Annotated in this window: 13 protein-coding genes and 1 riboswitch; of the genes, 3 read left to right on the top strand and 10 right to left on the bottom strand. The window is 40.8% G+C overall.

From position 1 onward, the window contains the following. Positions 1-48: 48 nt before the first annotated feature. The 3 genes from AC6UDC_RS00915 to AC6UDC_RS00905 form a co-directional block, all read right to left on the bottom strand. Positions 49-3,006 carry a KxYKxGKxW signal peptide domain-containing protein gene (locus AC6UDC_RS00915; protein WP_500707682.1) on the bottom strand — a complete coding sequence of 986 codons (2,958 nt, stop codon included), beginning with the start codon at positions 3,004-3,006 and terminating at the stop codon, positions 49-51. Positions 3,007-3,578: 572 nt separating this feature from the next. Beyond that, positions 3,579-7,604 (bottom strand): mucin-binding protein, encoded by a 4,026-nt coding sequence (locus AC6UDC_RS00910; protein ID WP_500720809.1) that lies wholly within the window; start codon positions 7,602-7,604, stop codon positions 3,579-3,581. Positions 7,605-7,940: 336 nt separating this feature from the next. After that, complete coding sequence (locus AC6UDC_RS00905) at positions 7,941-8,732, bottom strand: KxYKxGKxW signal peptide domain-containing protein (RefSeq protein ID WP_500707684.1); 792 nt, start codon at positions 8,730-8,732, stop codon at positions 7,941-7,943. A 659-nt stretch (positions 8,733-9,391) separates the two neighbouring features. Between AC6UDC_RS00905 and AC6UDC_RS00900 the strand changes: the two genes are divergently transcribed. Then, positions 9,392-9,892, top strand: coding sequence for a hypothetical protein (locus tag AC6UDC_RS00900; protein WP_500720807.1), 501 nt, complete (start codon positions 9,392-9,394; stop codon positions 9,890-9,892). 69 nt (positions 9,893-9,961) lie between these two features. Here the strand turns inward: AC6UDC_RS00900 and AC6UDC_RS00895 are convergent, their stop codons facing one another. The 6 genes from AC6UDC_RS00895 to AC6UDC_RS00870 all read right to left on the bottom strand — a co-directional run bounded on the left by AC6UDC_RS00895 (position 9,962) and on the right by AC6UDC_RS00870 (position 14,064). Beyond that, on the bottom strand, positions 9,962-10,591 hold the full coding sequence (locus AC6UDC_RS00895) for a class A sortase (RefSeq protein ID WP_500720805.1): 630 nt from the start codon (positions 10,589-10,591) through the stop codon (positions 9,962-9,964). A gap of 71 nt (positions 10,592-10,662) precedes the next feature. Further along, entirely contained in the window at positions 10,663-11,811 is a 1,149-nt protein-coding gene (locus tag AC6UDC_RS00890) for a glycerate kinase (RefSeq protein WP_500720803.1), read from the bottom strand. A gap of 97 nt (positions 11,812-11,908) precedes the next feature. Next, positions 11,909-12,148 (bottom strand): DUF2922 domain-containing protein, encoded by a 240-nt coding sequence (locus AC6UDC_RS00885; protein WP_500696311.1) that lies wholly within the window; start codon positions 12,146-12,148, stop codon positions 11,909-11,911. Positions 12,149-12,163: 15 nt separating this feature from the next. Continuing rightward, positions 12,164-12,367 (bottom strand): DUF1659 domain-containing protein, encoded by a 204-nt coding sequence (locus tag AC6UDC_RS00880; protein WP_500694590.1) that lies wholly within the window; start codon positions 12,365-12,367, stop codon positions 12,164-12,166. Positions 12,368-12,435: 68 nt separating this feature from the next. Further along, positions 12,436-12,951 carry a sigma-70 family RNA polymerase sigma factor gene (locus AC6UDC_RS00875; protein WP_500720801.1) on the bottom strand — a complete coding sequence of 172 codons (516 nt, stop codon included), beginning with the start codon at positions 12,949-12,951 and terminating at the stop codon, positions 12,436-12,438. Between the two features lie 189 nt (positions 12,952-13,140). Beyond that, positions 13,141-14,064: a prenyltransferase gene (locus AC6UDC_RS00870; protein WP_500720799.1), complete on the bottom strand. Its 924-nt coding sequence runs from the start codon at positions 14,062-14,064 to the stop codon at positions 13,141-13,143. A 276-nt stretch (positions 14,065-14,340) separates the two neighbouring features. Here AC6UDC_RS00870 and AC6UDC_RS00865 point away from each other — a divergent pair, with 276 nt between their 5' ends. Beyond that, on the top strand, positions 14,341-14,937 hold the full coding sequence (locus AC6UDC_RS00865; protein WP_500694593.1) for a hypothetical protein: 597 nt from the start codon (positions 14,341-14,343) through the stop codon (positions 14,935-14,937). A 553-nt stretch (positions 14,938-15,490) separates the two neighbouring features. Continuing rightward, positions 15,491-15,588, top strand: a riboswitch (THF riboswitch). 47 nt (positions 15,589-15,635) lie between these two features. Next, on the top strand, positions 15,636-16,181 hold the full coding sequence (locus AC6UDC_RS00860) for a folate family ECF transporter S component (protein WP_500696001.1): 546 nt from the start codon (positions 15,636-15,638) through the stop codon (positions 16,179-16,181). 150 nt (positions 16,182-16,331) lie between these two features. On the opposite strand, the gene AC6UDC_RS00855 is transcribed toward AC6UDC_RS00860, so the two are convergent. Next, complete coding sequence (locus AC6UDC_RS00855; RefSeq protein ID WP_500720797.1) at positions 16,332-25,496, bottom strand: KxYKxGKxW signal peptide domain-containing protein; 9,165 nt, start codon at positions 25,494-25,496, stop codon at positions 16,332-16,334. Positions 25,497-25,524 lie beyond the last annotated feature (28 nt).

Raw genomic sequence — 25,524 nt, 5'->3', positions numbered from 1 at the left:
TAATTAAACAAATTTTTCAAACTTCTCGTATTTAACCATGATACCGAGTTATTTGACCCGATGTTTTAAATCATGAAGTGCCAAAGCCATTGCTGAAGCAATAAAGCCAAGACCGATTAACTCGAGAATTAACGAGTCGTTCTCACCAGTTTGTGGCAAGTTCTTGGAATTCTGCTTAGCATTCTTTTCTGAAGAATTGAAAGCCTGGTGAATGGCTTGCGTAATTTGCGGTTCAACTACCAGACTACCGTTCTGCTTTGTTGAAGCTTCTGGTGTACCGGTCTGACTGCCATTATTTGGAGTTGCTGTAGAGCCACCATTGTTAGTTGGTTGACCGGGCATGACAGAGTTGCCACTTGGTTGGTTTGGAGTTACCGAACTGCCACCATTACCGTTGCCACCGTTATGACTTGGTGTAATCGGGTTAGTGCCGTTGCCACCATTATTGCTTGGGTGGTTCGGAGTTGGTACATTCTTAGCCAAAACCGTGACAGTAACAACCAATGTGTCCCCGTTTGAGGCGGTGATGATGACCTTGTATTGACCAGGAACTTCATTATTTACTTTGGAAGTGTCAATGCTTGTGATCGTTGCTTCTGTACCATCAGCATTAGTTGCTCTAGCACCGTAGGCAGCGGCATTGGTAGGAACTAGATCACCAACGTGAATGGTAATTCCGTGACCTTCAAGACTCGTCTTATCCGCTAAGACGGTCACCGTTACTACTAGTTTCTTGCCATTTGATGAAGTAATGGTGACTGGATATTGACCCGGCACCTTATTATTAACCTTGGAAGTGTCGACGTTAGTGATACTTGCTTCTGTACCGTCCGTGTTAGTGGAACTGGCACCATAAGCTTGTGGGTCAGTTGGGACCTGGTCGCCAACGTAAATGGTCAATCCGTGTCCAACTAAAGTTGCTTCGTCAGGGAGCACTGTAACCGTGACACCCAGTTTTTCACCATTGTTGGCGGTAATCGTTACCGGATAAACGCCAGGAACCTCATTGTTTACTTTGGATACGTCAATGTTTGTGATCTGGGCTGGATTGCCGTCGTAATCAGTTGCTTGAGCATCGTAAGCTGCCGGGTCGGTTGGAACTTTTTGACCAACGTAAATCTTGATGTTGTTAGCACTTAAGCGCGTGTGATTCTTTAAAACAGTAACCGTGACAGTGATACTTTCGCCATTATCTGAAGTGATGGTGACTGGATAATCACCAGGGATTTGGTTATTAACCTTTGAAACGTCAATCTTGGTAATCTTAGCGGGCTTACCGTTTTTGTAGGTTGCTTTAGCACCGTATGCACTTGGCCACGTTGGAACCTGTCTCCCAATTCTGATGCTGGTTCCATGAGCGGCAATGCTAATCCGACTCTTAACGACCGTGACGGTGACACCTAGTGTCTCACCATTGTCAGCGTGAATCCAAACTGGATATACTCCAGGGACGTGATTATTTACCTTCGACACATCAATCTTAGTGATTTTAGCCGGATTACCATCATAATCGGTTGCCTTAGCGTCATACGCAGCTGGGTCAGTTGAAACCTGGTCGCCAGTGTAGATGGTCAGGTTATGCGCACTCAAACTAGTGTGGTTAAAGAGCACGTGAACGTAAACCGTCTTGGTTAAACCGTTTGACGCACTGATGACAACCGGATAATCTCCCGCCTTAGTGTTATTGACTTTGGAAGTGTCAATCCCAGTAATTGTTGCCGGACTGCCATCTGGGTTCAGAGCGGTCGCACCATAGGATTTAGCGTCGTCTGGAACGGCTTGCCCAATTCGAATGCTGATATCGTGACCGGTAACCGCATCAGCGGGAATGGGAACAACGGTTACATAAGCAATCAAGGTTGGACCTGATAAAGTATCAAGAGGACCGTAGATTACAACTGCATATTTTCCAGGTTTATTAAGGTTAACACTATTATAATTAACTCCATAAACTGCAAATGGAATAGTGCCATTCGTCATTTGAGCATCATAACTATCAGGATCTCCTAAATCGATATTAGTAGGATTACCTGTAAAAATGGAAATATTTTTGGCTGTAAAACTAACAATATCTACAAATGTTTGAGAAGTCGTGCCATCAGAAAGAGTAAATGGGACGTAGTAACGTCCGGGCACCTGATTATTAACTCCTGAAATATCAATAGACGTAACTTTTAGAGGATTACCCTGATCATCAGTTGCAATAATTCCATACGAACTTGGATCATCAGGAACTGGATCACCGACTTTAACCGCAATCGAATTAGAAATTATATGATCAGCTTGAATGTCATCTTTAACCTGTTTTGCTTGCTGATTAATTACCGCTGGTTGGTTAGTCTGAACGTTATTAGTGGTTTTCGGTGTCTGCTTTTCTGGCGCAACTACTTGTTTATTAAAATTGGCACCTTGATTATCAGTTTTTTGACTAGCTTGATTAGCGGGTGCTGGGGCAGTCTTTTGGTCAGTTGCGTTTTGTTGGCCGTTATTTGGCTCTGGTTGAGTCGATTGATTTTTGCTTTGCGCATTGTTCTGACTAGCAGTGGCTTGGTTGTTAGTCGGTTGTGAATTTGTTTGAGCTGCTCTTTCGGTTTGACCGTTACCATTCTTTGATGACGATTGGTCCACCTGCGCAGTGTTAGTCGTCGGTTTAGATGAATCAGTTTGTCCTGGTTGAGCACTGACCATTGGAGCTGTCCCAGTGGTCTGATTAGTATTAGCTTGAGCCGCATTATCCTGCGTTTGAGTTACGGCTGGATTCGACTTACTTTGATTTTCTGGTTGCGATTTAGCAGACGTCGTGACTAGGTCACCCTTTACTGGTTGATTGGACGCTGCTTTTTTAATAATTTGTATATTATGATTATTATTATTAGATTGACCGTTAGTATCGGCGCTTGCGCCAACCGTCAATCCTCCGACGGTAGCGACGGTCACAATGGCTGCGACCATCCACCGCTTTCCGGCTTTATACATCTTGTAATGTTTCTTGGTATTGTTCTGCATAAGGTTTCCCCTCTCGTTCTAAAATACATCTTGTGAATTATCAGAATATATAGTAAAACTGCTGTTTATATATTCACAATTGACATTGTAAACACGACGATGTCAGCAATCAACCTTTTAATATGCTTCACAATGTTTGTAAAACGTACTAGCAGAGAGGGGTTATAAAATAATAATTACTACGTAAAAATAGCGTACGAAATCTAGCAACCCGTAATTTTTATCGAATTTCCGATATTTAAATTTCCTCTTACGAATGATTAGTCAATTTATCATTGATTTGCCAGTAATTATAGCTAATCTTGCCAAAAAACGTTTCTTATTTCATTAATTGATTAAAATAACACGAGTCTTATCCAATCGTTCACAATTTATCTACTGTCAATTCTTTTTTTGACCGATTTTGTGGGAGTAAAATTCACAAAAATATTTGCAAAAATTTTTTTATTCCCGCACCAAATTAATTTTAAAAGTTTGATTAAACCCGGCTTTTGTTAAATAGCTTTCCATAAATTAGCCACAAAAAAATGGTCAACATCCATTTCATAGATGTCGACCATTCAATTTAAAGCTTATTTGGTTTCTTTTTTATCTTTAAACCATTTCCCTAATCCAAAGATACCAAGAATTGAAAGTAACATAATTCCAATGACACTTAGGAAACTGTTATCTTCTTGACCAGTTTGTGGCAACTCACCCTTCTTATTAGTGTTGGTTGCATTTTCCTTAGCTTCATTAGTCTCATGTTTTTGTGACTTAACATGGGGATTATTTTCTGAAGTAGAAGATTTCGGTGTGGTTGTTTCTGAAGAATTCGAGTTATTCTTACTTGAACTTCCATTACTTTCAGGAACCGCATTGCCATTGTGATCATTTGGTGTCATTATACCATTTCCACCATTGTTGTTTGGTGTGTTTGGTTCAACGTTGTTCCCACTTTCACCATTGTTTCCATTAGTTGGATTCTCTGGTTCCGTTGGGTTTCCACCATTGTGGTCCTCCGGATGATTTGGTGTTGGGTTAGTTTCACCTGTCTGTTCTTGAGAATAGATAACTTTTTCTGTTCCCATCTCATCTGGACCGATGGTTCCATTGACGACCGCTTGATCGGGAGTCATGTCAGCAACACTTGGTGATTTAACACTATAAGTATTGTCATCACTCGTCCAATCGTTCCATGTGACTTCACCCGTTGCCAAATCTTTGGTTCCAGTTCGAGTGAAGTGAGCCGTAATCGTCTTTGATGGTGCTACTTGGTTACCATCCTTATCAACATAGTGAATGGTAACCTGACCAGTTGTCTGATCTGATACTGCTTCAGTGTTATGCGTGTAAACAACATTTACTGAATCATACTCATTTGGAGTAATAGTTCCGCTAACTGAGTCCTTATCAGGAGTCATGTTAGCAATTTCTGGTGAGGCAACGTTGTAAGTATCACTGCCATCGCTCATCCATGGTCCCCAGGTAAGTTCACCCGTTGCAAAGTCCTTCGTCCCATTTCGAGTGAAGTTAACGGAAATAGTCTTTGAAGGTGCCACTTGGTTACCATTTTGATCAACATAGTGAATGGTTCTTTGACCAATTGCATTACCAGTTACTGAAGCCGTGTCATGGGTGTAGTAAACATTAATTGTATTATTTTCCCCACGAACAACGTTTCCAATAACTTGATATTTATCGGGTACCATGTTGTAAACCTTAGGTGAATCAACATTGTAATGAGCATCATCACTCGTCCAATCATTCCAAGTAACATCATTCGTTACTAAATTCTTAGTCCCAGTCCGGGTGAAATGACCAGTAATAACCTTTGATGGTGCCACTTGGTTGCCACCAGTTTTGTCAATGTAATTGATGGTTGTTTGACCAGTAGCTTGCTCACTTACTTCCGTAGTGTCGTCAGCATAAGTAATATTTATTTCACTGTTATCATTTGGGTTAATCGTTCCGCTGACTGATTTCTGACTAGGAGTTCTGTTAGGAACATTTGGCGATGTCACGTCGTAAGTGTTGTCAGTACTTATCCAATCGTTCCAAGTAACTTTACCAGTTACCAAATCCTTAGTTCCAGTCCGAGTAAAGTGGGCAACAACTGTCTTCGATGGGGCAACCTGATTGCCATTTTGATCAACATAGTTAATGGTTACTTGCCCATTGGCTTCATCCTTTAAATCTTCAGTATTATCAGTGTAAATCACTTTTGTTGAACCATTTTCGTCAGGATTGATGGTTCCACTGACTGAATCCTGACTAGGAGTTCTGTTAGGAACACTTGGTGATGGAATGTCATAAGTGTTATCGGTACTTGTCCACTTATCCCAGCTAATAACCTTATTTGTCAATGGATCTCTTTGACCAGTCCGGGTGAAGTGCGCGGTGATGACCTTATCTGGTTGGAGGGTATTACCATTTTGATCAACGTAATGAATGGTAAACGTTCCAGTGGTTGAGTCTGTAACTACTTGACTAAGAACGACTGTGACACTCACCGTCTTATAACTCGTCAATCCCTTCGAATTGGTTGTCTTATAGGTCACGTTATAAACGCCAGCTTGCTTGTTAGCAATGGCTTCTCTTAAAGCGGCATCATCGGAGATTTCAACTTTATCACTGGTCCCGTCTTGAACATCATTTGAACTTACACCATCTAACAAGTAGCTGTCTAAGTTGTCAATGTTGAAGGTGTCAGCATTTAATGACTTATCACTGGCCGTGATGGATGGGAAGAATCCCTGTTGGTCATTGTTTTGGTAAGTGAAATACTTGGTAATACTCTTATTTATTGGATTACCTTGCGGATCTAATGAGGTTCCTTGATCGTCGTAATATCCAAAATTAACTGAATATTTTCCACCAAGATCAGGAGCAATGACATTACCAGTAAACTGTAAGTATTGAATGGTTACTCCATCTGGGAAAGTAATGTATAACTTAGCGTCATTCGCATTGATCTGTTCCATCCGAACTTGTACACCTGGCAAAACCTGTCTCAACTGGTCTAATGTAATCCACTGACCAGCATATTGACCAGCCCACTTAGGTGTATATGGAGTTCCAGCTTCTGGAATTCCAAAACGCAGTCCACTCATATCAAATGAAGCACCATTTCCTTGAATCTCAACGGTCCAGGTTCTACCAGTTAAATTATTTAAGGCCTGGTCTGGATTAGCATTAGGATAAAGCACATTAGCGAAACTAGGTTTGTCACCCTTGGCTGGATCATATACAGAATCCCAATAAGTACCTGAGATTGGGTTGTTGGCGTTTGGTCCCTCATAATTTGGACCAACACCTGCGTAACCATCTCCTCCCAATCCAGATCCTAAGTTAGGAGCTTGAACTCGGTCAGGTGATGGTTGGTTGCTATCAGGTGTGTACCCATAATAAAAAGTATTTAATAGATAAGTTGAATTACCATGTTGAAACTCTGAAGTGAAATAAACTCCAGCTAGACTAACTTTTGTATTTGCTTGAAACGGAATGTTTAAAGTAAATGAGAATGAACCGGTTGTGAATTCAATGGTCTTATCAAAGATATAGTAAGCTCGACCATTTGCGGCATCAATGTCTAAGTGGCCATATTCTGAACCACCGGTCATTGAAATATTATTCCAATTGATAACTTGCTTCATTAAGTCATCACTACCAGGATCAGTACTATTGGCGATGTTAAAGACAATTCTGTCACCAGCATTGATCGTAGCATCCGCGTCAGTCACCGAAATGTCATTTCTCACTGACATGGTTCCAAATTGATTAAAGTTAGTGTTGGCAGGAACTGGATTACTAGTAATATCGATACCATTTGGTAAAGTACTACTGTCACTAGTAGTATCAGCGTTCATTTGTTGATTACTTCTTACAACATCAGGATTAGGCTGATTAGACTTTTTGGCGTCATCGTTTTTAGCCAGATTAGTATCATCCGGTTTGGTTTGGGTATCAATTCCTTGATTATTCTGGTCATCAGTTTTTGTCTGATCAGTTTGTGAATCAGATTTAGCTGTTGCATCATTTTGGTTTGATGAATCCTGAGTCTGATTTTGATTATCAGAAGTAGCGCTTGATTGATTATCATCCTGCTTCTTTACATCACTGGACTGGTCAGTCTTTGATTGATCAGTTTTACTATTTTGTGATGATTGCTCAGTTTTTTGGTCCTGAGTTGCTTGATTATAATTATTCGTGGATGATTGTGATTCTTGTTTACTATCATCCTGTTTTGACTGGTCATTTTGCGCCTGAGTTTGTGAATCAGTCGCTGGTTGAGTTGGTTGATCCGCCTGCTTTTGCGAATCAGCTGTTTGGCTCTGGTTATCCTTTATCTGACCATCTGTTGCACTAGCAGGTTGGTCTGAACTACTTGGGTTTGCATCATTTTGATTAGATGATGTGGTCCCCGGTTGTGTCGTCGCACTCGTCTGATCTGCTTTTTGTTCAGACGGAACGACTCCTGCATTGGCCTGAGTGGCAGTGGTGTCAGCACTTGCCCCAAGCGTCATTCCACCAATTGTGAAAGTGGTGACAAGGGCAGCAACCATCCAACGTTTCCCAGACTTATACATCTTAAAACGTTTCTTTGAATCCCTAAACATAAATAAACACTCCTTAGTACCCTGGCGGTTACAAAATAATAAATCACAAACTATACTTATTATTCATTATTACGGAAACTTATTATACACAAAAAATACGATAACTCAATCATCCTGTTTATCAAACTTGTCAATTAATTAGGTAATTCAAGTTGTGAATTTTTAAATCTAAATCTCACTAAGCTAGTGCCAACACGTTTTCAGCAATTTATTCATTTCTTAATAAATTGCTGAATTTTTTAATTATTAAAAATCTATAAAAAAAGGCTAACACCCAAAATGGATGTTAGCCTTTAAACTTATTAATCTCGCATATTTTTTAAATCACAAACTTACTTACTTGGTTTCTTTTTTGTCTTTAAACCATTTTCCTAACCCAAAGAAACTGAGAAGTGACAGAAGCATGGTTCCGATAATGCTTAAGAAGTTATCAGAACTTTGACCAGTTTGTGGTAACGTTGTCTTCTTTTCAGACTTTTTAGCTGGCTTAGCTGCTGGAGCTTTCTTGTCAGAAGCCTGGTTCTGTTCGGAATCATTCTTCTGGTTTGAAGCATCGTCACTCTTAGTGGCGTCTTGGTCAGTCTGTTTGTTAGTTGCTTGGTCTTTTGCTGAATCGGCCTTTTGACTTGTATCGTTGTCATTTTTAGTGGCATCAGCGTCAGCCTGCTTATCTGATGTGGTGTCATTGTTTTTTGCTATGTTTTGATCAGAATTGGTTGAATCGGCTTTTTGACTAGCCGCATCATCACTCTTAGTCGCACTTTGATCAGTTGTCTGATTTTGTGATGAGTCGGACTGCTTAGCTGAAGCGTCATCATTTTTGGTAGTGTCCTGAGCACTGGCAGCTTGTGCGTTTGCCGTGTCATCGCTCTTGGTGACGTTCTGATCAGCTGCCGTATCATTGGTAGTCTGATTTTGCGGTGCTACAACTTGTTTATCAGACGAATCACTATTTTGTGAATTCATCTGAGTGTTGTTAGTAACATCCGCTTTCACATTATGTTGGTTAGACATAAGGATTCCGCCTGAAATCCCGGCTGAAAACATCGTGACTGTAATTGCACTGAACAGCCATCGTTTACCAGCTTTATACATCTTATAATGTGTTTTGCTATCACGATTAAACATATAAATAAAAACCTGCCCTTCTAATTTCAAATTAATCTATACTTACCAGCTAACTAAGCCTGAAGTAATTATTGCACAAACTGAAATTGAATTGAACACAATTGTATTTTACACAATGTGTGTAAAACAACGTCACGATAGGCTTTTATTTGGTCGAATATCCCGGATTTGGTCCCACATACTACTCATTATGTGTAAATAATCACCAAAAAATGTAATATTTTTGTAACATTAATACTATATATTTAGAAACTGTAATGTAACTCGCTTTCATTCTATGAAGTAAGTTAAAAAGTACATAGGTATTTTTGTGTCATCCAAACCACAACTAGCACCAACGTAACTAGTAGATCAGATAACCAGCTAAACGCTGTCAGAATAGGCATGTGAAAACACTCCAAAATTAATTTATTATCAGGAATCATTTAAAAAGATCGAAATGGTTTCTTGTGATGCGTAAAAAAACTGATCTACAAGGCTTACATTGGGACTCATGCAGGAGAACTATAAAGGACATCATATTGTAATCACTATAATATAATTCACATTCAATGGTCGCTTAATGTGTAAAAAGCCTTAATTATCCAAAAGAGTTAGAACAACTCTCGCTAGTGAGTAACTCTCTTAGAATGATTTATATCAAAATTCTGGAGAAAAATATGGCAACCAATGTAACAAAGAACTTAATTGCAAACGAATTTCTAATTCAAGCTAGTCATAAAAGTATCTTTGATATCAACGTGAAGTCACTAACAGACTCGGCTGGCGTATCAAGAAAGTCCTTTTATAATAATTTCGAAAGCATTGATGATTTAATCACTTACATCCAAACCACATTATGCGATCAAATTGACGAAGAATTTAATAAGGAAAGTGATCCCGACGATACCTACGTCAATAATTTGATTAACTGTCTACCGGATCTCGTATACAAGTATCGCGATCAGATTCGCGTCCTGCTCAAACCGAGTCTCAAGGGCATCTTCATGGCTTTTTTAGAGAAAAAGTATAAAAGTAACATCATGAACAATTCTCCCAACTTTCACGTGAAACAAAAGATTCCCAAACATATGATCATGAATCTGCAGGCTCAGTCCTTTTTCTTTATCTTGGAGATGTGGATTACCAGTCCAATCCCAGAGGCACCCCCAATCTTTTGAAAAGAAACTTCGCGAATACTTTCAAGACAATTGATATTATCAACTCACGACACGGTATTTTATTTTGAACTATTTAATTAATTTACCGGACACAATCAACCGTTTGGTTTCACCCGGATTCCCAGAAGCACACGTGACTAGCGTGATTTCTTTTTGGTCGCCATTATCATTAATCACCGAGATGTCATCTTCAGAGACAATCTTCTTACTGGTAATCTTGTAGGTATACTTCTTACTAGGATTGGAAAGGTAGATTTTCTGTCCGACCTTCGCTTTTGATAGCGGCGAAAACAACACGTTTGGGTCCTTCATGTGATGACCCGCCAGGACGTAGTTTTTCTCCCCCATCTTTTCGTCCATCTTCATCGTTCCGGCTCCAATCGTTAGATCATCGTCGTTTAGCCCCTTAAAGATGGGTAAATCAATGTTTAAGTCTGGAATCTTGATGCGGCCAATTGCGGGCGACTGTTTGGCCTTTTGACTCTTCATAATGGCGTTCTCGTCGACCGCCTTCACGTTACTAAAATCATAATCACCCTTACGTTGATTACCACGCTTAGCCTCCTGCTTGGTGATACTGTTAGCCTTCTGTCCGCCTTGGTATCCAACCCACCATGAAGTAATCTGAGAATTAAAGACCAGACCAAGCCCGACAACGACCAGGACCACAATTAGAAGGTTCCAAAAAAATTTTTTCATTTTCCTACCGCCATTTCGTAAACGTACTCCACTACTACATACGCTTATTCTACCTTATTTCTATTTAAAATCTAAAGTTTCGAACTGGCTTTGATAATTCTTATAATATTCTCGGTGGTACGTTCGATGTTTTCGGGTCCCCTTTTAAGGGCCTCTTCCATTGACGTCACTCCGCCTAAGATGTCAATCACCGACGACACTCCAGCATCGTACAGGTCACTAATCCCTTCACCGATGTGACCCGTCTCAACAAAGACCGGTTTATGGTATTTCTTGGCCAACTTGGCGACTCCAAAGGGCACCTTACCGAACTTGGTCTGGGAGTCAATACTGCCCTCACCAGTGAAAACGCAGTCGGCATGCTTAATCTTTTCTTCTAGTCCGACCGTCTGTTCCACAATCTCAATGCCAGGTCGCAATTTGGCTTTTAAAAAGACCATCAGTCCGGCACCAACACCACCAGCGGCACCGCTGCCAGGAACACTTGTAACGTCCATCCCTAATTTATCGTTAATCACGTGCGCATAACTTCTTAAATTATTGTCCAGTTGCACGACCTGACTAGAGTTGGCACCTTTTTGGGGACCGAACACCGGCGCCGCACCGTTCTTTCCAACCAGTGGGTTAGTTACGTCTGATGCCACCACAAATTCGGTCTCGGCGATCCGATGATCGAGTCCCGCCACCGAAATGTCGGAGATGCGACCGATTGAGGCTCCATTTGGAATAATGACCTTTCCGTTTTCGTCCATGAACTTAACTCCAAGGGCCGTTGCCATCCCGGCTCCACCGTCAACAGTCGCACTGCCACCGATTCCGATAATGATTTTTTGGGCGCCAAAATCTAAGGCAGCTCTAATCAACTCACCAGTCCCAAGCGTGGTCGTGATCATCGGATTACGACGGTTTTCAGGAATTAACTCCAGTCCACTGGCCTTCGCCATCTCGATGACCGCGGTCTTGCCGTCACCGAGTATTCCAAAGAATGAATCCACCTTCTGACCAGGAATCGGACCATCAACCGTGACGTCAATCTTCCTTCCATGAGTGGCATCAACCAGCGTGTCAACGGTCCCTTCGCCACCGTCAGCCATTGGAACTTTATCAATGTGGGCCGACGGATCAACGTTGATGATGCCCGCCGCCATTGCGCCTGCCACTTGTTTGGCTGACATACTGTCCTTAAATGAATCTGGCGCTAAAACAAACCGTAAACTCATGCTCTTCCTCCTTTCGAACTTGTTCATCCATTAAACCGATTATAACGCACAAAAAAAGCACTTCATATACAATGAAGCGCTTTTCTGAGCTCATAATTTACTTGGTAGCTGGGACCACCGGTGCCTGGTAGATCGGATATTTCTTAATTTCCACGTAACGAGCACAAACCGGTGTGTTGTACAAGTTCACGCCGTCCTTTTGAAACATCTCGAGTTTGGCGATGCGGTCCATGGCGTTCTTGACCACTTCTTCACCTAGAGTACTTGAAGCGTAACTCAACTTAATGGTCTTGACCTTGTTTTGATCTGACTTAAAAACTAATTCTAAATTTCTCATGTTCATCCTCCTAAATTATTCAGCATCCAAAGTATCAGTGGAACTCAACGTTGCCTTCTTAAATGAGTCACCGGATAATTCCGCTAAAATCACACCGAACTGCTTGATTTGGTCCTCTGAAACGTTCTGCACCAGGTTGTTAAAGGTGTGTTTGGCGTCAGCATGACCCTCTCCTGCAAGTGTGTATGTTGCGCTAGTCTTCATCCAATTTCTTTTCATTTTTTCCATCCTCTTCAGTTTATTTTGTTAAGGCAGTTGGCCAACCCCTTACACCTACTAGAAACGAATCAACTAGTCAATGTGTTACCTAGATTGACTTTTTTGATAATGTGCCTGCGCCACTGGTAGAGGGTCTTCCGTGAAACGTGAAGTTCTTTCGCAATTGCCGTCATCGACTGGCCGCGATACCGTCGTATTACCAGCTGGCGCTCCCTTTCGTTCAATCGGTTCAAGACTTCTTCAAACATGATGCGCGTTTCGACATCTTCGCCGCCATCGGAAATAACATCCAGGTCGGTACTATTTTCAACGTCAATTCTGGAAGCCTGCCTGGTTTCCTTCTTTAATAAATCCAAGATGTGCCAGTAAACTCCCTGATAGATAAAGTTTAACCGACTTTTTTCGTCGGTCGGATCACCCAGATAGCGTTGATACGCACTCACAAATGCCAGGCGTCCCTCTGATACCAGGTCCTGATATTGATCGTGAAATGGTTTGATTCCTAAACATTTCAGTACGCCAAAAATCACAACCTCGTGGTCATCTTCCATTAAAAATCGAAATGCCGTTTGCTCGTTATTCATAAAATTGAATCTCCCTAAAGTAGTTTGATCCAAAGGCCTTTGTATCAGGAACTAGCATAAGGTGGAAAAAGAATCAGCACCATCCCGATAAATGGCGGAATTTTGCCGCAAAAAAAAGATGCTAGCGAGGCTAACGCCAAGACATCAAATTTAAAGGTGGAATCCATTTTCCACCTTATAGAGATTAATTTAAAAAAGAGCTATTAATAACTGGCACAGTGCTGCCAAAATCAGCGCTAGTAAAATCGCAAAACTACTCTTTACGGAAAGAATGAACGTCCGTTTTTTGTCCTGAACATGGATAAATTTACGCACATGCTGATAAATTACTGGAATCGTGAACAATACCAGTAACGTACTAACCGGAAGTAGCCGCAACCAGACGGTTACAATTACCATGATGTAAGTCACAACATAATTGCCAGTAAAAACCACTAACGACCACTTTTTCCCGATGAAAGACGCTAGGGTATGACGGTTTAACTGGATGTCTTCTTTTACGTCACAGAGGTTATTGGCAAGCATGATACTAGCGAGTGGAAACAGAGCGAGCGTGGACACCAAAAGGCCATTTAAAAACAGTTGCCAACTAAATTGTACTACCGGCACGTTTACCATGATGACGGTGTAAGTAATCCCCACTCCCATCGTTAGCGAACATGCCATTTCACCAAAGGGCGTGTGAGAGATTGGCAGTGGTCCGCTAGCATACAAATAACTAATAATAAAGCCAATTACACCAATCACTAGTAACCACATCGTGGTCGCAATGAGCAAATAAATGCCCAAGATGGCAGTTAGAAACGCAAAGATCATGGTCGTAATCACTGCCGCCTTAAATGAAATCTTGTTGACCCCTAGTGAATTGGTCTGCTCCCGAAACTTCCTGGCTGCCTTTTTCGAAGTCTTAAGGGCGGAGTGATAATCAGCCAGATTATCCAACGAGTTGGCCATCAGCTGGATTAAAAGACACGCTAGTAACAAAATAATAGAATTAAAGACGTCGACTTCCCCGTAATCATAACTGACAAACATTAATCCCAGTAAAAAGGGAATCACGGTTGACACGAGCGAACTCGGTTCCGTTAGGGCAATTAATTTATGAATATTCATTTTAACCTCCGGCTGGATTCGTTAAAGAATCCCGCAAAAATTAATTGGTTAAGAAAAGATGTAACATAGTGAATTTAGTAACAAATATTAACTATTTAATAAAAATAGCTTTTGTTTTGTCAAATCATCTTTTCTAATAAATACTATTATAATAGCACTTTATCATCATATTTACATAAAACATTTCAGCTCCACTTCATGTTAATTTATAAACAATATGTTAGACTTTCACGCTCTAATCCTGCTATATTGAGTGGCACAGAAAGGAGGAATACCATGAAACTAAACGAACTAAGAGACGCTCAGTACGTGATCGATCTCGTCTTGATGTATCAAGATGCCTATATCAAGAAGCAACAAAAAGAAAGCCTGTACTCATCGCTTCCAGTATGCGAACTTAACGATCATGAAATCATCCGCTTAAATCCATACAACGTCACCCCAAACTTCAAAGACAAACGCTCAATTTGGGACTTTGTGCCAAATCACAGTCAACTAAACAAAACAGATGATAACTTTCAGGTCCAAACCGACCAAGTCAAAGACCGTGATGAGGCCAACCGACTAGGATTTATCCGCAACCAATTCTTCAAACAGAAGTGCTACAACGGAGTCAACACCATCGGTGACGAGTTTTCAGGAAACATCACCACGGTCTCAGACGACGAGAGCCAGTTCCACGACCTAATCGACAACCCAATCATGTTAGTAGAGTATGCGCTCAGTTTTATCTCCGCGCTTAATCTTTCCAAACTTGAAAACGCCATTGACGACAACGTTGCCTATCACGTCGAACACTACGACTTAGGTCAGGTCTTTAACTTTGAAATTTTTGCCGATGACGACGATTTTAAAATCATCAGTTTTCAATAATTTAATTTTGTAATCACAATTTAATTTCCAGAGACTAGCGCCCACAGACGGGCACTGGTCTTTTTCTTACGGTTCATAGTACCTCATTATGAACTAAAAATACGTTTAATTTTCTTTTAAAATAATGTATTATTTTTACATATGATCTCAATTAATAATTGGTTCCTGTTAGTATCTTAGATGAGTAAATTATTGCGGAGTCTGGTAACTTTTAACAACGGGAGTTCGATTCTTCCCTCTGCACTTAACTACTTATTATGTTTAAATTTTAAAAGTTTAATTACGATCTTTAATATATATGATTTGTACATTCCTCTGGCGGGGCTTTTATAAATAGAAATCATACATAGGTAGTTAATTCCAAAGAGAACTAATCGGAAAGGGACCTTTGATTAATACTTACTTATTAATCAAACCAATTTTCTTATTTTTTCTCTTACCTTAGTCATGGTAGGTCAGCGATGGCTTCGTTAATCTGGGTTCGATTCCCAGACTGACCATATTTAACAAAACAATTATCTTAAAAGGAGTATACTTAGAATGTTCTAAAAATTTAGGAGTAGGACCTTGCGCGTTAAGTGTCGGCGGAACGGAATGTGAACGCTGAACGAAAAACTAACAGTTTGCGGTGCTTGGTCCGCATTCGCCACTTTAATTTATGCCAATTTTGGTGGCAGCTCCACTAAGGAGATGTCAGTATGAAGAAAGAATTAGAACATTGGGGGATGCTCCCCCTAAGCACCAAGGGATTAACCTATCTAGCGGTCTTGATGGCCATCAAGATTGTTTTAGGTAAGATTCAGTTTCAGACTAGTTATCTGGAGATTGGATTTGGCTTTATTGCCGCTGTATTTATCGCATGGTGGTTTGGCCCGTTCTGGGCCTCCATCTCGGCAGTGATTTTAGATATTCTGCAATCATTTATTAATGGGTACGGCTTTTTCATTGGTTACACTTTTACCGCCGTGTTAGCCGCCCTGATATATAGTTTTGCTTTTTATCACCACCAAAAAATTGGTTGGGTGCGCTTGACGATCACGATGGTAATTGTCACGTTAGTGATTAACGTCTTTTTCAACACCCTCTGGATCTCAATCATGTCCAACACGTCGTTTTTCTATTACCTGCCAATCCGGATTGTCAAAAACATCATCGCAACCCCGATTCAAATCGTAATCCTGTACGTGTTAATGAATAACAGAGTCATTCAGCATATGAAACCAAACGTTTTCAAAAGTAAATAATTAAAAAGGGTCCTTGAAGTTAAAAACTTCAAGGACCCTTTTTAGTCTTACGACATACACAAAAAGCGACCAAATTCATTTCGAATTTGATCGCTTAATGTTAACAGATACTAAAACCCTTTTTATGGTTTTAACATCTAGTTAAATTGCTTATTGGTTCTTCTTGCGTCTCTTAAGTCCGTTAAGAATTCCCCAAAGTCCAACCATTGCGAGTTCAATGACACCTGCAGCAGTTACTAGGTCATTGTTACTTTGTCCGGTTTGAGGTAATTTGTCTGCTTTATTATTCTTCTTCGCAGTATTTTCACCCTTGTTACCGTGATTATTAGTAGCATTACCGTTGTCTTCTGAGGTATTCGTTGAATGGTTGTCACTCATCGAAGTGCTGGTTGAACCGTTAGTGTTTATAGACAGACTATCGCTCGTCGATTGAGAACCACTTAATGAGGAACTTGCACTGGTACTTGCCGAGTTGACATCACTCATCGAAGTGCTAGTTGATTCACTGGCACTCGTGCTTGCCGAATGATTTGTACTCATTGAAGTGCTCATCGAGCCACTAGCGCTTGTCGATAAGCTATCGCTGGTGGATTGACTGCTACTCAATGAAGCACTGGCACTCGTACTTGCGGAATGATTGTCATTCATTGAAGTACTGATTGAACCACTCGTGCTGGTACTTAGTGAGTCACTTGCACTAGTAGAAATACTATCACTAGTACTGGTTGAGCCACTTACACTTGTGGAATTGCTTAAGCTACCACTTGTGGAAGCACTGCCACTTACCGAAGAACTAGCACTCGTACTTGTAGAATGGTTGTCGCTCATTGAGGTACTAGTTGAACCACTTGCACTGGTTGATAAGCTATCACTGGTGGATTGACTGCCGCTCATTGATGCGCTGGCGCTGGTACTTTCAGAATGGTTGTCGCTCATTGAGGTACTAGTTGAACCACTTGCACTGGTTGATAGGCTATCGCTCGTCGATTGACTACCGCTCATTGAGGCACTGGCGCTGGTACTTTCAGAATGATTTGTGCTCATTGAAGTACTAGTTGAGCCGCTGGCACTAGTTGATAGGCTATCGCTCGTCGATTGACTACCGCTCATTGAAGCACTGGCGCTGGTACTTTCGGAATGATTTGTGCTCATTGAAGTACTTGTTGAGCCACTGGCACTAGTAGATAGGCTGTCGCTAGTTGATCCACTTGTACTCATGGAGTTTCTCAGGCTATCACTGGTAGATTCACTGCCACTTACTGAGGAACTATCACTAGTAGAAGTACTTTGACTGTCGCTTGTACTCAATGAGGCACTAGTACTATTGCTAGTGGAAATACTCTGACTGTCACTTGTACTTACAGAAGCACTATCACTATTGCTTGTTGAAATACTTTGACTGTCACTCGTACTTGTCGAAGCACTATCACTATTGCTTGTAGAAATGCTTTGACTATCGCTCGTACTTGTCGAAGCACTATCACTATTGCTTGTAGAGATACTTTGACTATCGCTCGTACTTGTCGAAGCACTATCACTATTGCTTGTTGAAGTACTCTGACTATCACTAGTACTTACTGAAGCGCTGTCGCTAATACTATTTGAAGTACTGTTGCTCATTGACGTGCTAGTAGATTCACTGTCACTCAATGAAGTAGAGTTACTCTTGCTAATAGAGTTACTTAAGCTATCACTCATACTCAACGAAGCGCTTGTACTCATCGAGTTTCTCAGGCTATCACTGGTAGATTCACTACCACTTACTGAGGAACTGTTACTGGTACTAATTGATTCACTGTCGCTAGTACTTACAGAAGCACTATCACTGTTGCTAGTTGAAATGCTTTGACTATCACTAGTACTCAATGATGCACTGCCACTATTGCTAGTAGAGATACTTTGACTATCGCTCGTACTTGTCGAAGCACTATCACTATTACTAGTGGAAGTACTCTGACTGTCGCTTGTACTTACAGAAGCACTATCACTGTTGCTTGTAGAGATACTTTGGCTATCACTCGTACTTAACGAAGCACTATCACTATCGCTCGTGGAAATACTCTGACTGTCACTCGTACTCAATGAAGCACTACCACTGTTACTTGTGGAGACACTTTGACTGTCACTTGTACTCAATGATGCACTATCACTATTGCTTGTGGAAATACTCTGACTGTCACTCGTACTCAATGAAGCGCTAGTACTGTTACTGGTAGAAACGCTTTGACTGTCACTCGTACTTACAGAAGCACTATCACTATTGCTTGTTGAAGTACTCTGACTATCACTAGTACTCAATGATGCGCTATCACTGTTACTTGTTGAAACGCTCTGACTACCACTAGTACTCAATGATGCACTGGTACTGTTGCTTGTTGAAATACTTTGACTGTCGCTTGTACTTAATGATGAACTACCACTGTTACTTGTTGAGATGCTCTGGCTGTCGCTAGTACTCAATGAAGCACTACCACTATTGCTAGTGGAGATACTCTGACTGTCACTCGTACTCAATAAAGAGCTAGTACTGTTACTTGTGGAAATACTCTGACTATCACTGGTACTTAATGATGCGCTATTGCTATTGCTAGTTGAGATACTTTGGCTTTCACTGGTACTTAATGATGCGCTGTTGCTGTCGCTAGTTGAAACGCTTTGACTGTCACTCGTACTCAATGAAGCACTGATACTATCACTTGTAGAAGTACTTAAGCTATCACTAGTGCTCAACGAAGCACTGGTACTGTTGCTAGTTGAAATACTTTGGCTATCACTAGTACTCAACGATGCGCTGTCGCTATCACTAATTGAGACGCTTTGACTATTGCTAGTACTTAATGAGGCACTCCCACTATTGCTTGTGGAGATACTTTGACTATTGCTAGTACTCAATGATGCGCTGGCGCTGTTGCTAGTAGAGATATTTTGACTTCCACTAGTACTTAATGATGCACTACCACTGTTGCTAGTAGAGATGCTTTGACTGTCACTTGTACTCAGCGATGCACTATCACTGTTGCTAGTGGAGATGCTTTGACTGTCGCTTGTACTCAATGAGGCACTGCCACTATTGCTAGTAGAGATACTTTGACTATCACTAGTACTTAACGATGCACTACCACTGTTGCTAGTGGAGACGCTTTGGCTATCACTGGTACTCAATGATGTGCTGTTGCTGTCACTAGTTGAAACACTTTGACTATTGCTAGTACTTACAGAGGCACTATCGCTAATACTATTTGCAGTACTGTTACTCATCGAAGTACTAGTGGATTCACTACCACTCAACGAAGCGCTTGTACTCATCGAGTTTCTCAGGCTATCACTGGTTGATTCACTACCACTTACTGAGGAACTATTGCTAGTAGAAGTACTTTGACTGTCGCTTGTACTCAATGATGCACTACCACTGTTGCTAGTTGAAACGCTCTGACTGTCACTTGTACTTACAGATGCGCTATTACTATTGCTAGTAGAGATACTCTGGCTATCACTAGTACTCAATGATGCACTACCACTCATAGAGTTTCTCAGGCTATCACTGGTAGAAGTACTACCACTTACTGAGGAACTATCACTAGTACTTAGTGAATCGCTCTTAGTCAAGTTGCTTTCACTAATTGAGGTGCTAGTTGACTCACTGCCACTTAATGAAGTGCTGTTACTCTTACTAGTTGAGTCACTCAAGCTATCACTAGTACTTACGGAATCACTATCGCTAATTGAATTTTTATCGCTAGTAGATTGACTTAAACTATCACTGGTACTTACTGATTCACTCTTGGTTGAGTTACTTTCACTAATTGAGGTGCTAGTTGATCCACTGTCACTTAATGAAGTGCTGTTACTATTGCTTGTGGAAATGCTTTGACTATCACTTGTACTCAACGAAGCACTATCGCTGTTGCTTGTGGAGATACTCTGACTGCCACTCAGCGAAGTACTACCACTCTGACTAGTAGAGTCGCTCAAACTGTCGCTAGTGCTTAGTGATGCACTAGTACTCATGGAGTTTCTCAGGCTATCACTGGTACTCAGTGAGTCACTCTTGGTTGAATTACTTTCACTCATTGAAGTACTGGTTGATTCGCTGCCACTTAATGATGTGCTATCACTAGTGCTTAATGAATCACTCTTAGTAGAATCACTTTCGCTCATTGAGGTACTGGTTGATTCGCTATCACTTAAGGAAGTGCTGTCACTCTCACTTGTAGAAGCACTCAAGCTATCGCTCGTGCTTAATGATTCACTCTTAGTTGAGTTACTTTCACTCATTGAAGTGCTAGTAGATTCACTGCCACTCAACGAAGTACTGTTGCTCTTACTAGTCGAAGCACTTAAGCTGTCGCTTGTACTTAATGAATCGCTCTTGGTGGAGTTACTTTCGCTCATTGAAGTATTGGTTGATTCGCTGCCACTTAATGATGTGCTATCACTATTGCTCGTGGAGTTACTCAAGCTGTCACTAGTACTTAATGATTCACTCTTGGTTGAGTCACTTTCACTCATTGAAGTACTTGCTGATTCGCTATCACTCAATGAAACAGAGTCGCTCTTACTTGTAGAAGTACTTTGGCTATCACTTGTGCTTACAGATTCACTCTTAGTTGAGTTACTTTCGCTCATTGAGGTACTGGTTGATTCGCTACCACTTAGTGAAGCAGAGTCACTCTTGCTTGTGGATTCACTATCACTCAATGAAACAGAATCACTCTTACTTGTAGAGTTACTCAAGCTATCACTCGTACTTACTGATTCACTCTTAGTAGAATCGCTTTCGCTCATTGAGGTGCTAGTTGACTCACTGCCGCTTAATGAAGTACTGCCACTCTTGCTAGTAGAAGTGCTCTGGCTGTCACTTGTACTTACGGAATCACTCTTGGTTGAATTGCTTTCACTCATTGAAGTACTGGTTGATTCACTATCACTTAAGGAAGTGCTGCCACTCTTGCTAGTAGAAGTACTCTGACTATCACTGGTACTCAGTGAGTCACTCTTGGTTGAGTTACTTTCACTCATTGAGGTGCTGGCTGATTCACTACCGCTCAATGAAGTACTGCCACTCTTACTAGTGGATTCACTTAAGCTTTCACTCGTGCTTAATGATTCACTCTTAGTAGAATCGCTTTCGCTCATTGAAGTGCTAGTAGACCCACTGCCACTCAATGAAGTGCTGTCACTCTTACTAGTGGATTCGCTTAAGCTATTACTGGTACTTACGGAACCGCTCGTACTTGTAGAGTTTTCATCACTAGTACTAGTGGATTTGCTTTCGCTTGTCGAGTTACTCAAGCTATCACTAGTACTTACTGAATCACTCTTAGTAGAATCACTTTCACTCATTGAGGTACTAGTTGACTCACTGCCGCTTAATGAGGTACTGCCACTCTTGCTTGTAGAAGCACTCAAGCTATCGCTCGTGCTTAATGAATCGCTCTTAGTTGAGTTGCTTTCGCTCACTGAAGTACTAGTGGATTCACTATCACTTAATGAAGTACTGCCGCTCTGACTAGTAGAGTTGCTCAAACTGTCGCTAGTGCTTAGTGATGCACTAGTACTTATGGAGTTTCTCAGGCTATCACTGGTAGATGAACTACCACTTACTGAGGAACTATTGCTAGTAGAAGTACTCTGACTATCACTGGTACTCAGTGAGTCACTCTTAGTTGAGTTGCTTTCACTCATCGAAGTGCTGATTGATTCACTATTACTCAATGAAACAGAGTCGCTCTTACTTGTAGACTCACTCAAACTATCACTCGTGCTTAATGATTCACTCTTGGTTGAGTCGCTTTCACTCACTGAAGTACTAGTTGATTCACTATCACTTAATGAAGTGCTATCACTATTGCTAGTAGAAGTGCTCTGGCTGTCACTAGTACTTACGGAACCGCTCGAACTTGTAGAGTTTTCATCGCTAGTACTAGTGGATTTGCTTTCGCTTGTCGAGTTACTCAAGCTATCACTTGTGCTAATGGAGTCACTCTTAGTGGAGTCACTTTCACTGATTGAAGTGCTTGCTGATTCACTATCACTTAGTGAAGCAGAGTCACTCTTACTACTTGATTCACTTAAACTATCACTGGTACTTAGTGAGTCGCTCTTAGTTGAGTTGCTTTCACTAATTGAGGTGCTAGTTGATTCACTACCACTTAATGATGTGCTATCACTCTTACTTGTTGATTCGCTTAAACTATCACTGGTACTTACGGAACCGCTCGTACTTGTGGAGTTTTCATCGCTAGTACTAGTGGATTTGCTTTCGCTTGTCGAGTTACTCAAGCTATCACTTGTGCTAATGGACTCACTCTTAGTGGAGTCACTTTCACTGATTGAAGTGCTGGTTGATTCACTATCACTTAGTGAAGCAGAGTCACTCTTACTAGTTGATTCACTCAAGCTATTGCTTGTACTTATAGAGTCGCTCTTGCTTGTGGACTCACTCAAGCTATCACTAGTACTTACAGAATCGCTGCCACTCTTACTGGTAGAGTTGCTCAAACTGTCAATTGTTGAGTCGCTTTCACTTACTGAAGCACTTTCACTGCTACTAGTAGAATTACTTAAACTGTCACTGTTACTAGCAATCTTACTCAAGCTATCACTAGTTGAGTCGCTCAAACTATCTACTTGACTTGTAGAAGCACTTTCACTTTCACTGTGACTATCAATTGTACTGGTTGATTGACTATTAGAAGTACTGTGACTATTACTCGTAGCTGTGTTACCAGATCCAAATTGAAGGTAATTTGGCTGATTTTGACCGTTTAATACGGCCTCAATTCTTTCTTCTTCATCAAAATTAACATTGTATAGCACAACTTTCCCAATTTTACCATCTGTACCAATTTCGAAGTTCAAATAACTCGTTGGGTCTGGGAATGATTCATTCCAAATTATCATTGATACATTTTTAACACTAAACACAGTCCGATTGCTTGCAATTAAACTCTGTGCATTACTTTGAGTTAAATCAAATACAACGTTTTCAGGATCAGTAATGGTAATCGTGCCAGCAGATCCGCCATTATTTACTAGAATAACTCGTTGGTTTCCCGTTGCCTTCAATGACATCTTTCCCGTATCTTCAACGGTGATGTATCCACCATTATTTAAGTAAATTAAACTTTGTGGGTAACTAGTCGTCTTTCCAGATTGATTGTAGGTAACGTTAAGATTACCGCCACTGTTAACCAAGACACTAGAAGAATCGCCAAGGTAAATCAAACCTGGTTGAGAAGAATTTCCAGGATTAATATTTCCATTAGCAATAATATTCATAGAGCCATTAACAGTAATGGCGGTATTACCAAAGGAATAGATGGCTCCGGCAAGGGAACTAGTTGTACTGCTATTATTATTATTTAAAATAATGTTTAAAGTAGCACCTGTTTCAACATTAATATTGCCACCCTTGGTGGTAATCCCATAAACAGTACCATTTCTACTGTTTTCATTAGAACCACCATTATTGTTAGGAATTAGGGTAACGGTAGCACCATGTTCTAACGTAACGTCGCCATTAACGTTGCCACCCTTACTTAATTCGATAACATTATCACTGTAGCTAGTCCCAGTGAAATTGGAGTTAGCGCCAAAGGTAATTGAACCGGCTTCAATTACTTGTTGACTGCCAGATTCAGTTTGAATTGGTTTACTAGAAAACTTATTCGTGTAGGAAGGAACTGACTGTGCGGTAACGTTACCGTAGATCGTAACGTCAGTAGGTCCACCAGAACCATTTCTTCCGTAAATAAACTGAGCACCAGTGTAATTGACATTATTAATGATATATGACGTTGATTGACTCATAAAGCCATAAAAACATTGACCATAAATGTCTAAATTGTCATATTCAACGGTCGTATTATTAACGTTACCGCTCCAATCATTAAAGGTATAACCCCTTAAATCAATCGTGTAATGGTGCCCGGCAGCTGAACCAATCTTTAAATTACGTGGGTTGTTGACCGTTACGACAACTTCTTGTGCACTATTAAAGTTCTTTAAATCAGCAAAGTTAATGTCATCATCAATGATGATGTTATTAGCGGTTCCGTTCACGATTTCATCGTATAATTGGGCCGCAGTTGAAACGTGAACCGTTGTGGTATCTTGTTGCGATGCTAGTACCACGTTTGGATTAGCAATTGGTTGCTTCTCATTGGTTGAATTTTGGGCACTAGTAGATTGTTGCTCATTTTGACTAGTTAAAGCACTGTTGCTTTCTGACGTTGATGTCGAAACGTTCTGACTGGTCGATTCACTGTTGTTAGCCAAGACGTTTTCACTGTCTGACAGAACGTTATCAGCCAAAGTTGAAGTACTGTTAGCATCGCTATTCTTATTGCCACTTAAGTCCTTGATATTAACGGACATGTTGTTGTTTTCACCAATGGTACTTAGGGCTGCTAAAGTACTAGTATTGGGTGTCAAACCGTTGGCTAAGCCCACGTTAATGACTTGGTTTTGTGAATCAACGGTAACGGTAGCGTCTTTTGGAACAACAGCTTTAACTTGGTTATAAACATCTTGTTGGTTAGTTGTCTCACTAGCTTTAGTAGAATCGCTCATCTTACTAATGCTACTGCTGTCGCTGTTAAGCTGTGGCGCAGCCGTGATTGACTGACTGTTGTCTAAGGCCTTGTTAATAGTTGACTCACTATTAAGCTGTGAGCCTGATTGTAAGACTGATGGCTTAACTTGATCACTAATCGTTTGACTAGCAGCTGAAGTTGAATCAACTGAGCTAGTAGAACCTGTCGTTTTACCATTAGTATCAGCCTTAATTGCCTCACTGTCAGAACTAGGAACAGCCTTAGTAGTGTTAGAGTTCTGTTCGGATTGATTCTCGGTCTTAGTCTGACTGTTCTTAGCCTGACTATTGGCTGTTGTCGAACCAGAATCGGAACTAACCTTGTTCTCGCTAGCGGAATTAGCAGCGGCCATGGAAGCTGACGTAGATGTGGACAAAGCTTCACTCATACTAGTGGAGATTTGGTCAATCTTAGCTTGCGAATCCACCTGACTTCCGGCTGCAGAAGACGTGGTTTGTGACGTTGATGAAATTGTTGCGGAGTTTTTATTCGGTAAAACATCCGCATCCTTATTTTCTTTACTAGTATTATTGCCACTTGTTGAAACTGAATTAGCTGAAACAGAAGCAATTCCAATGTTAGCACCCAGTAATCCACCAATTAGTGAAATTCCGGCAACCATCCATTGTTTACCAGCTTTATACATTTTGTAATGCGTTCTAGCATCATCTCTTAATGCTAGACGAATGTTTTGCTTTTTATTTCCTTTCCCTCTCATAAGATCTTTCCCCCTTAAATTTGTGAAT

The sequence above is a fragment of the Fructilactobacillus sp. X7R7C1 genome (genome assembly GCF_059901065.1).
The sequence above is the reverse complement of the archived record's forward strand: the minus strand, read 5'-3'. Positions and strand labels throughout refer to the sequence as shown.

Bases quoted from the DNA above. Each gene is read 5' to 3' on its own strand.
- AC6UDC_RS00915 (WP_500707682.1), bottom strand. From the start codon at position 3,006: ATGCAGAACAATACCAAGAAACATTACAAGATGTATAAAGCCGGAAAG.
- AC6UDC_RS00910 (WP_500720809.1), bottom strand. From the start codon at position 7,604: ATGTTTAGGGATTCAAAGAAACGTTTTAAGATGTATAAGTCTGGGAAA.
- AC6UDC_RS00905 (WP_500707684.1), bottom strand. From the start codon at position 8,732: ATGTTTAATCGTGATAGCAAAACACATTATAAGATGTATAAAGCTGGT.
- AC6UDC_RS00900 (WP_500720807.1), top strand. From the start codon at position 9,392: ATGGCAACCAATGTAACAAAGAACTTAATTGCAAACGAATTTCTAATT.
- AC6UDC_RS00895 (WP_500720805.1), bottom strand. From the start codon at position 10,591: ATGAAAAAATTTTTTTGGAACCTTCTAATTGTGGTCCTGGTCGTTGTC.
- AC6UDC_RS00890 (WP_500720803.1), bottom strand. From the start codon at position 11,811: ATGAGTTTACGGTTTGTTTTAGCGCCAGATTCATTTAAGGACAGTATG.
- AC6UDC_RS00885 (WP_500696311.1), bottom strand. From the start codon at position 12,148: ATGAGAAATTTAGAATTAGTTTTTAAGTCAGATCAAAACAAGGTCAAG.
- AC6UDC_RS00880 (WP_500694590.1), bottom strand. From the start codon at position 12,367: ATGAAAAGAAATTGGATGAAGACTAGCGCAACATACACACTTGCAGGA.
- AC6UDC_RS00875 (WP_500720801.1), bottom strand. From the start codon at position 12,951: ATGAATAACGAGCAAACGGCATTTCGATTTTTAATGGAAGATGACCAC.
- AC6UDC_RS00870 (WP_500720799.1), bottom strand. From the start codon at position 14,064: ATGAATATTCATAAATTAATTGCCCTAACGGAACCGAGTTCGCTCGTG.
- AC6UDC_RS00865 (WP_500694593.1), top strand. From the start codon at position 14,341: ATGAAACTAAACGAACTAAGAGACGCTCAGTACGTGATCGATCTCGTC.
- AC6UDC_RS00860 (WP_500696001.1), top strand. From the start codon at position 15,636: ATGAAGAAAGAATTAGAACATTGGGGGATGCTCCCCCTAAGCACCAAG.
- AC6UDC_RS00855 (WP_500720797.1), bottom strand. From the start codon at position 25,496: ATGAGAGGGAAAGGAAATAAAAAGCAAAACATTCGTCTAGCATTAAGA.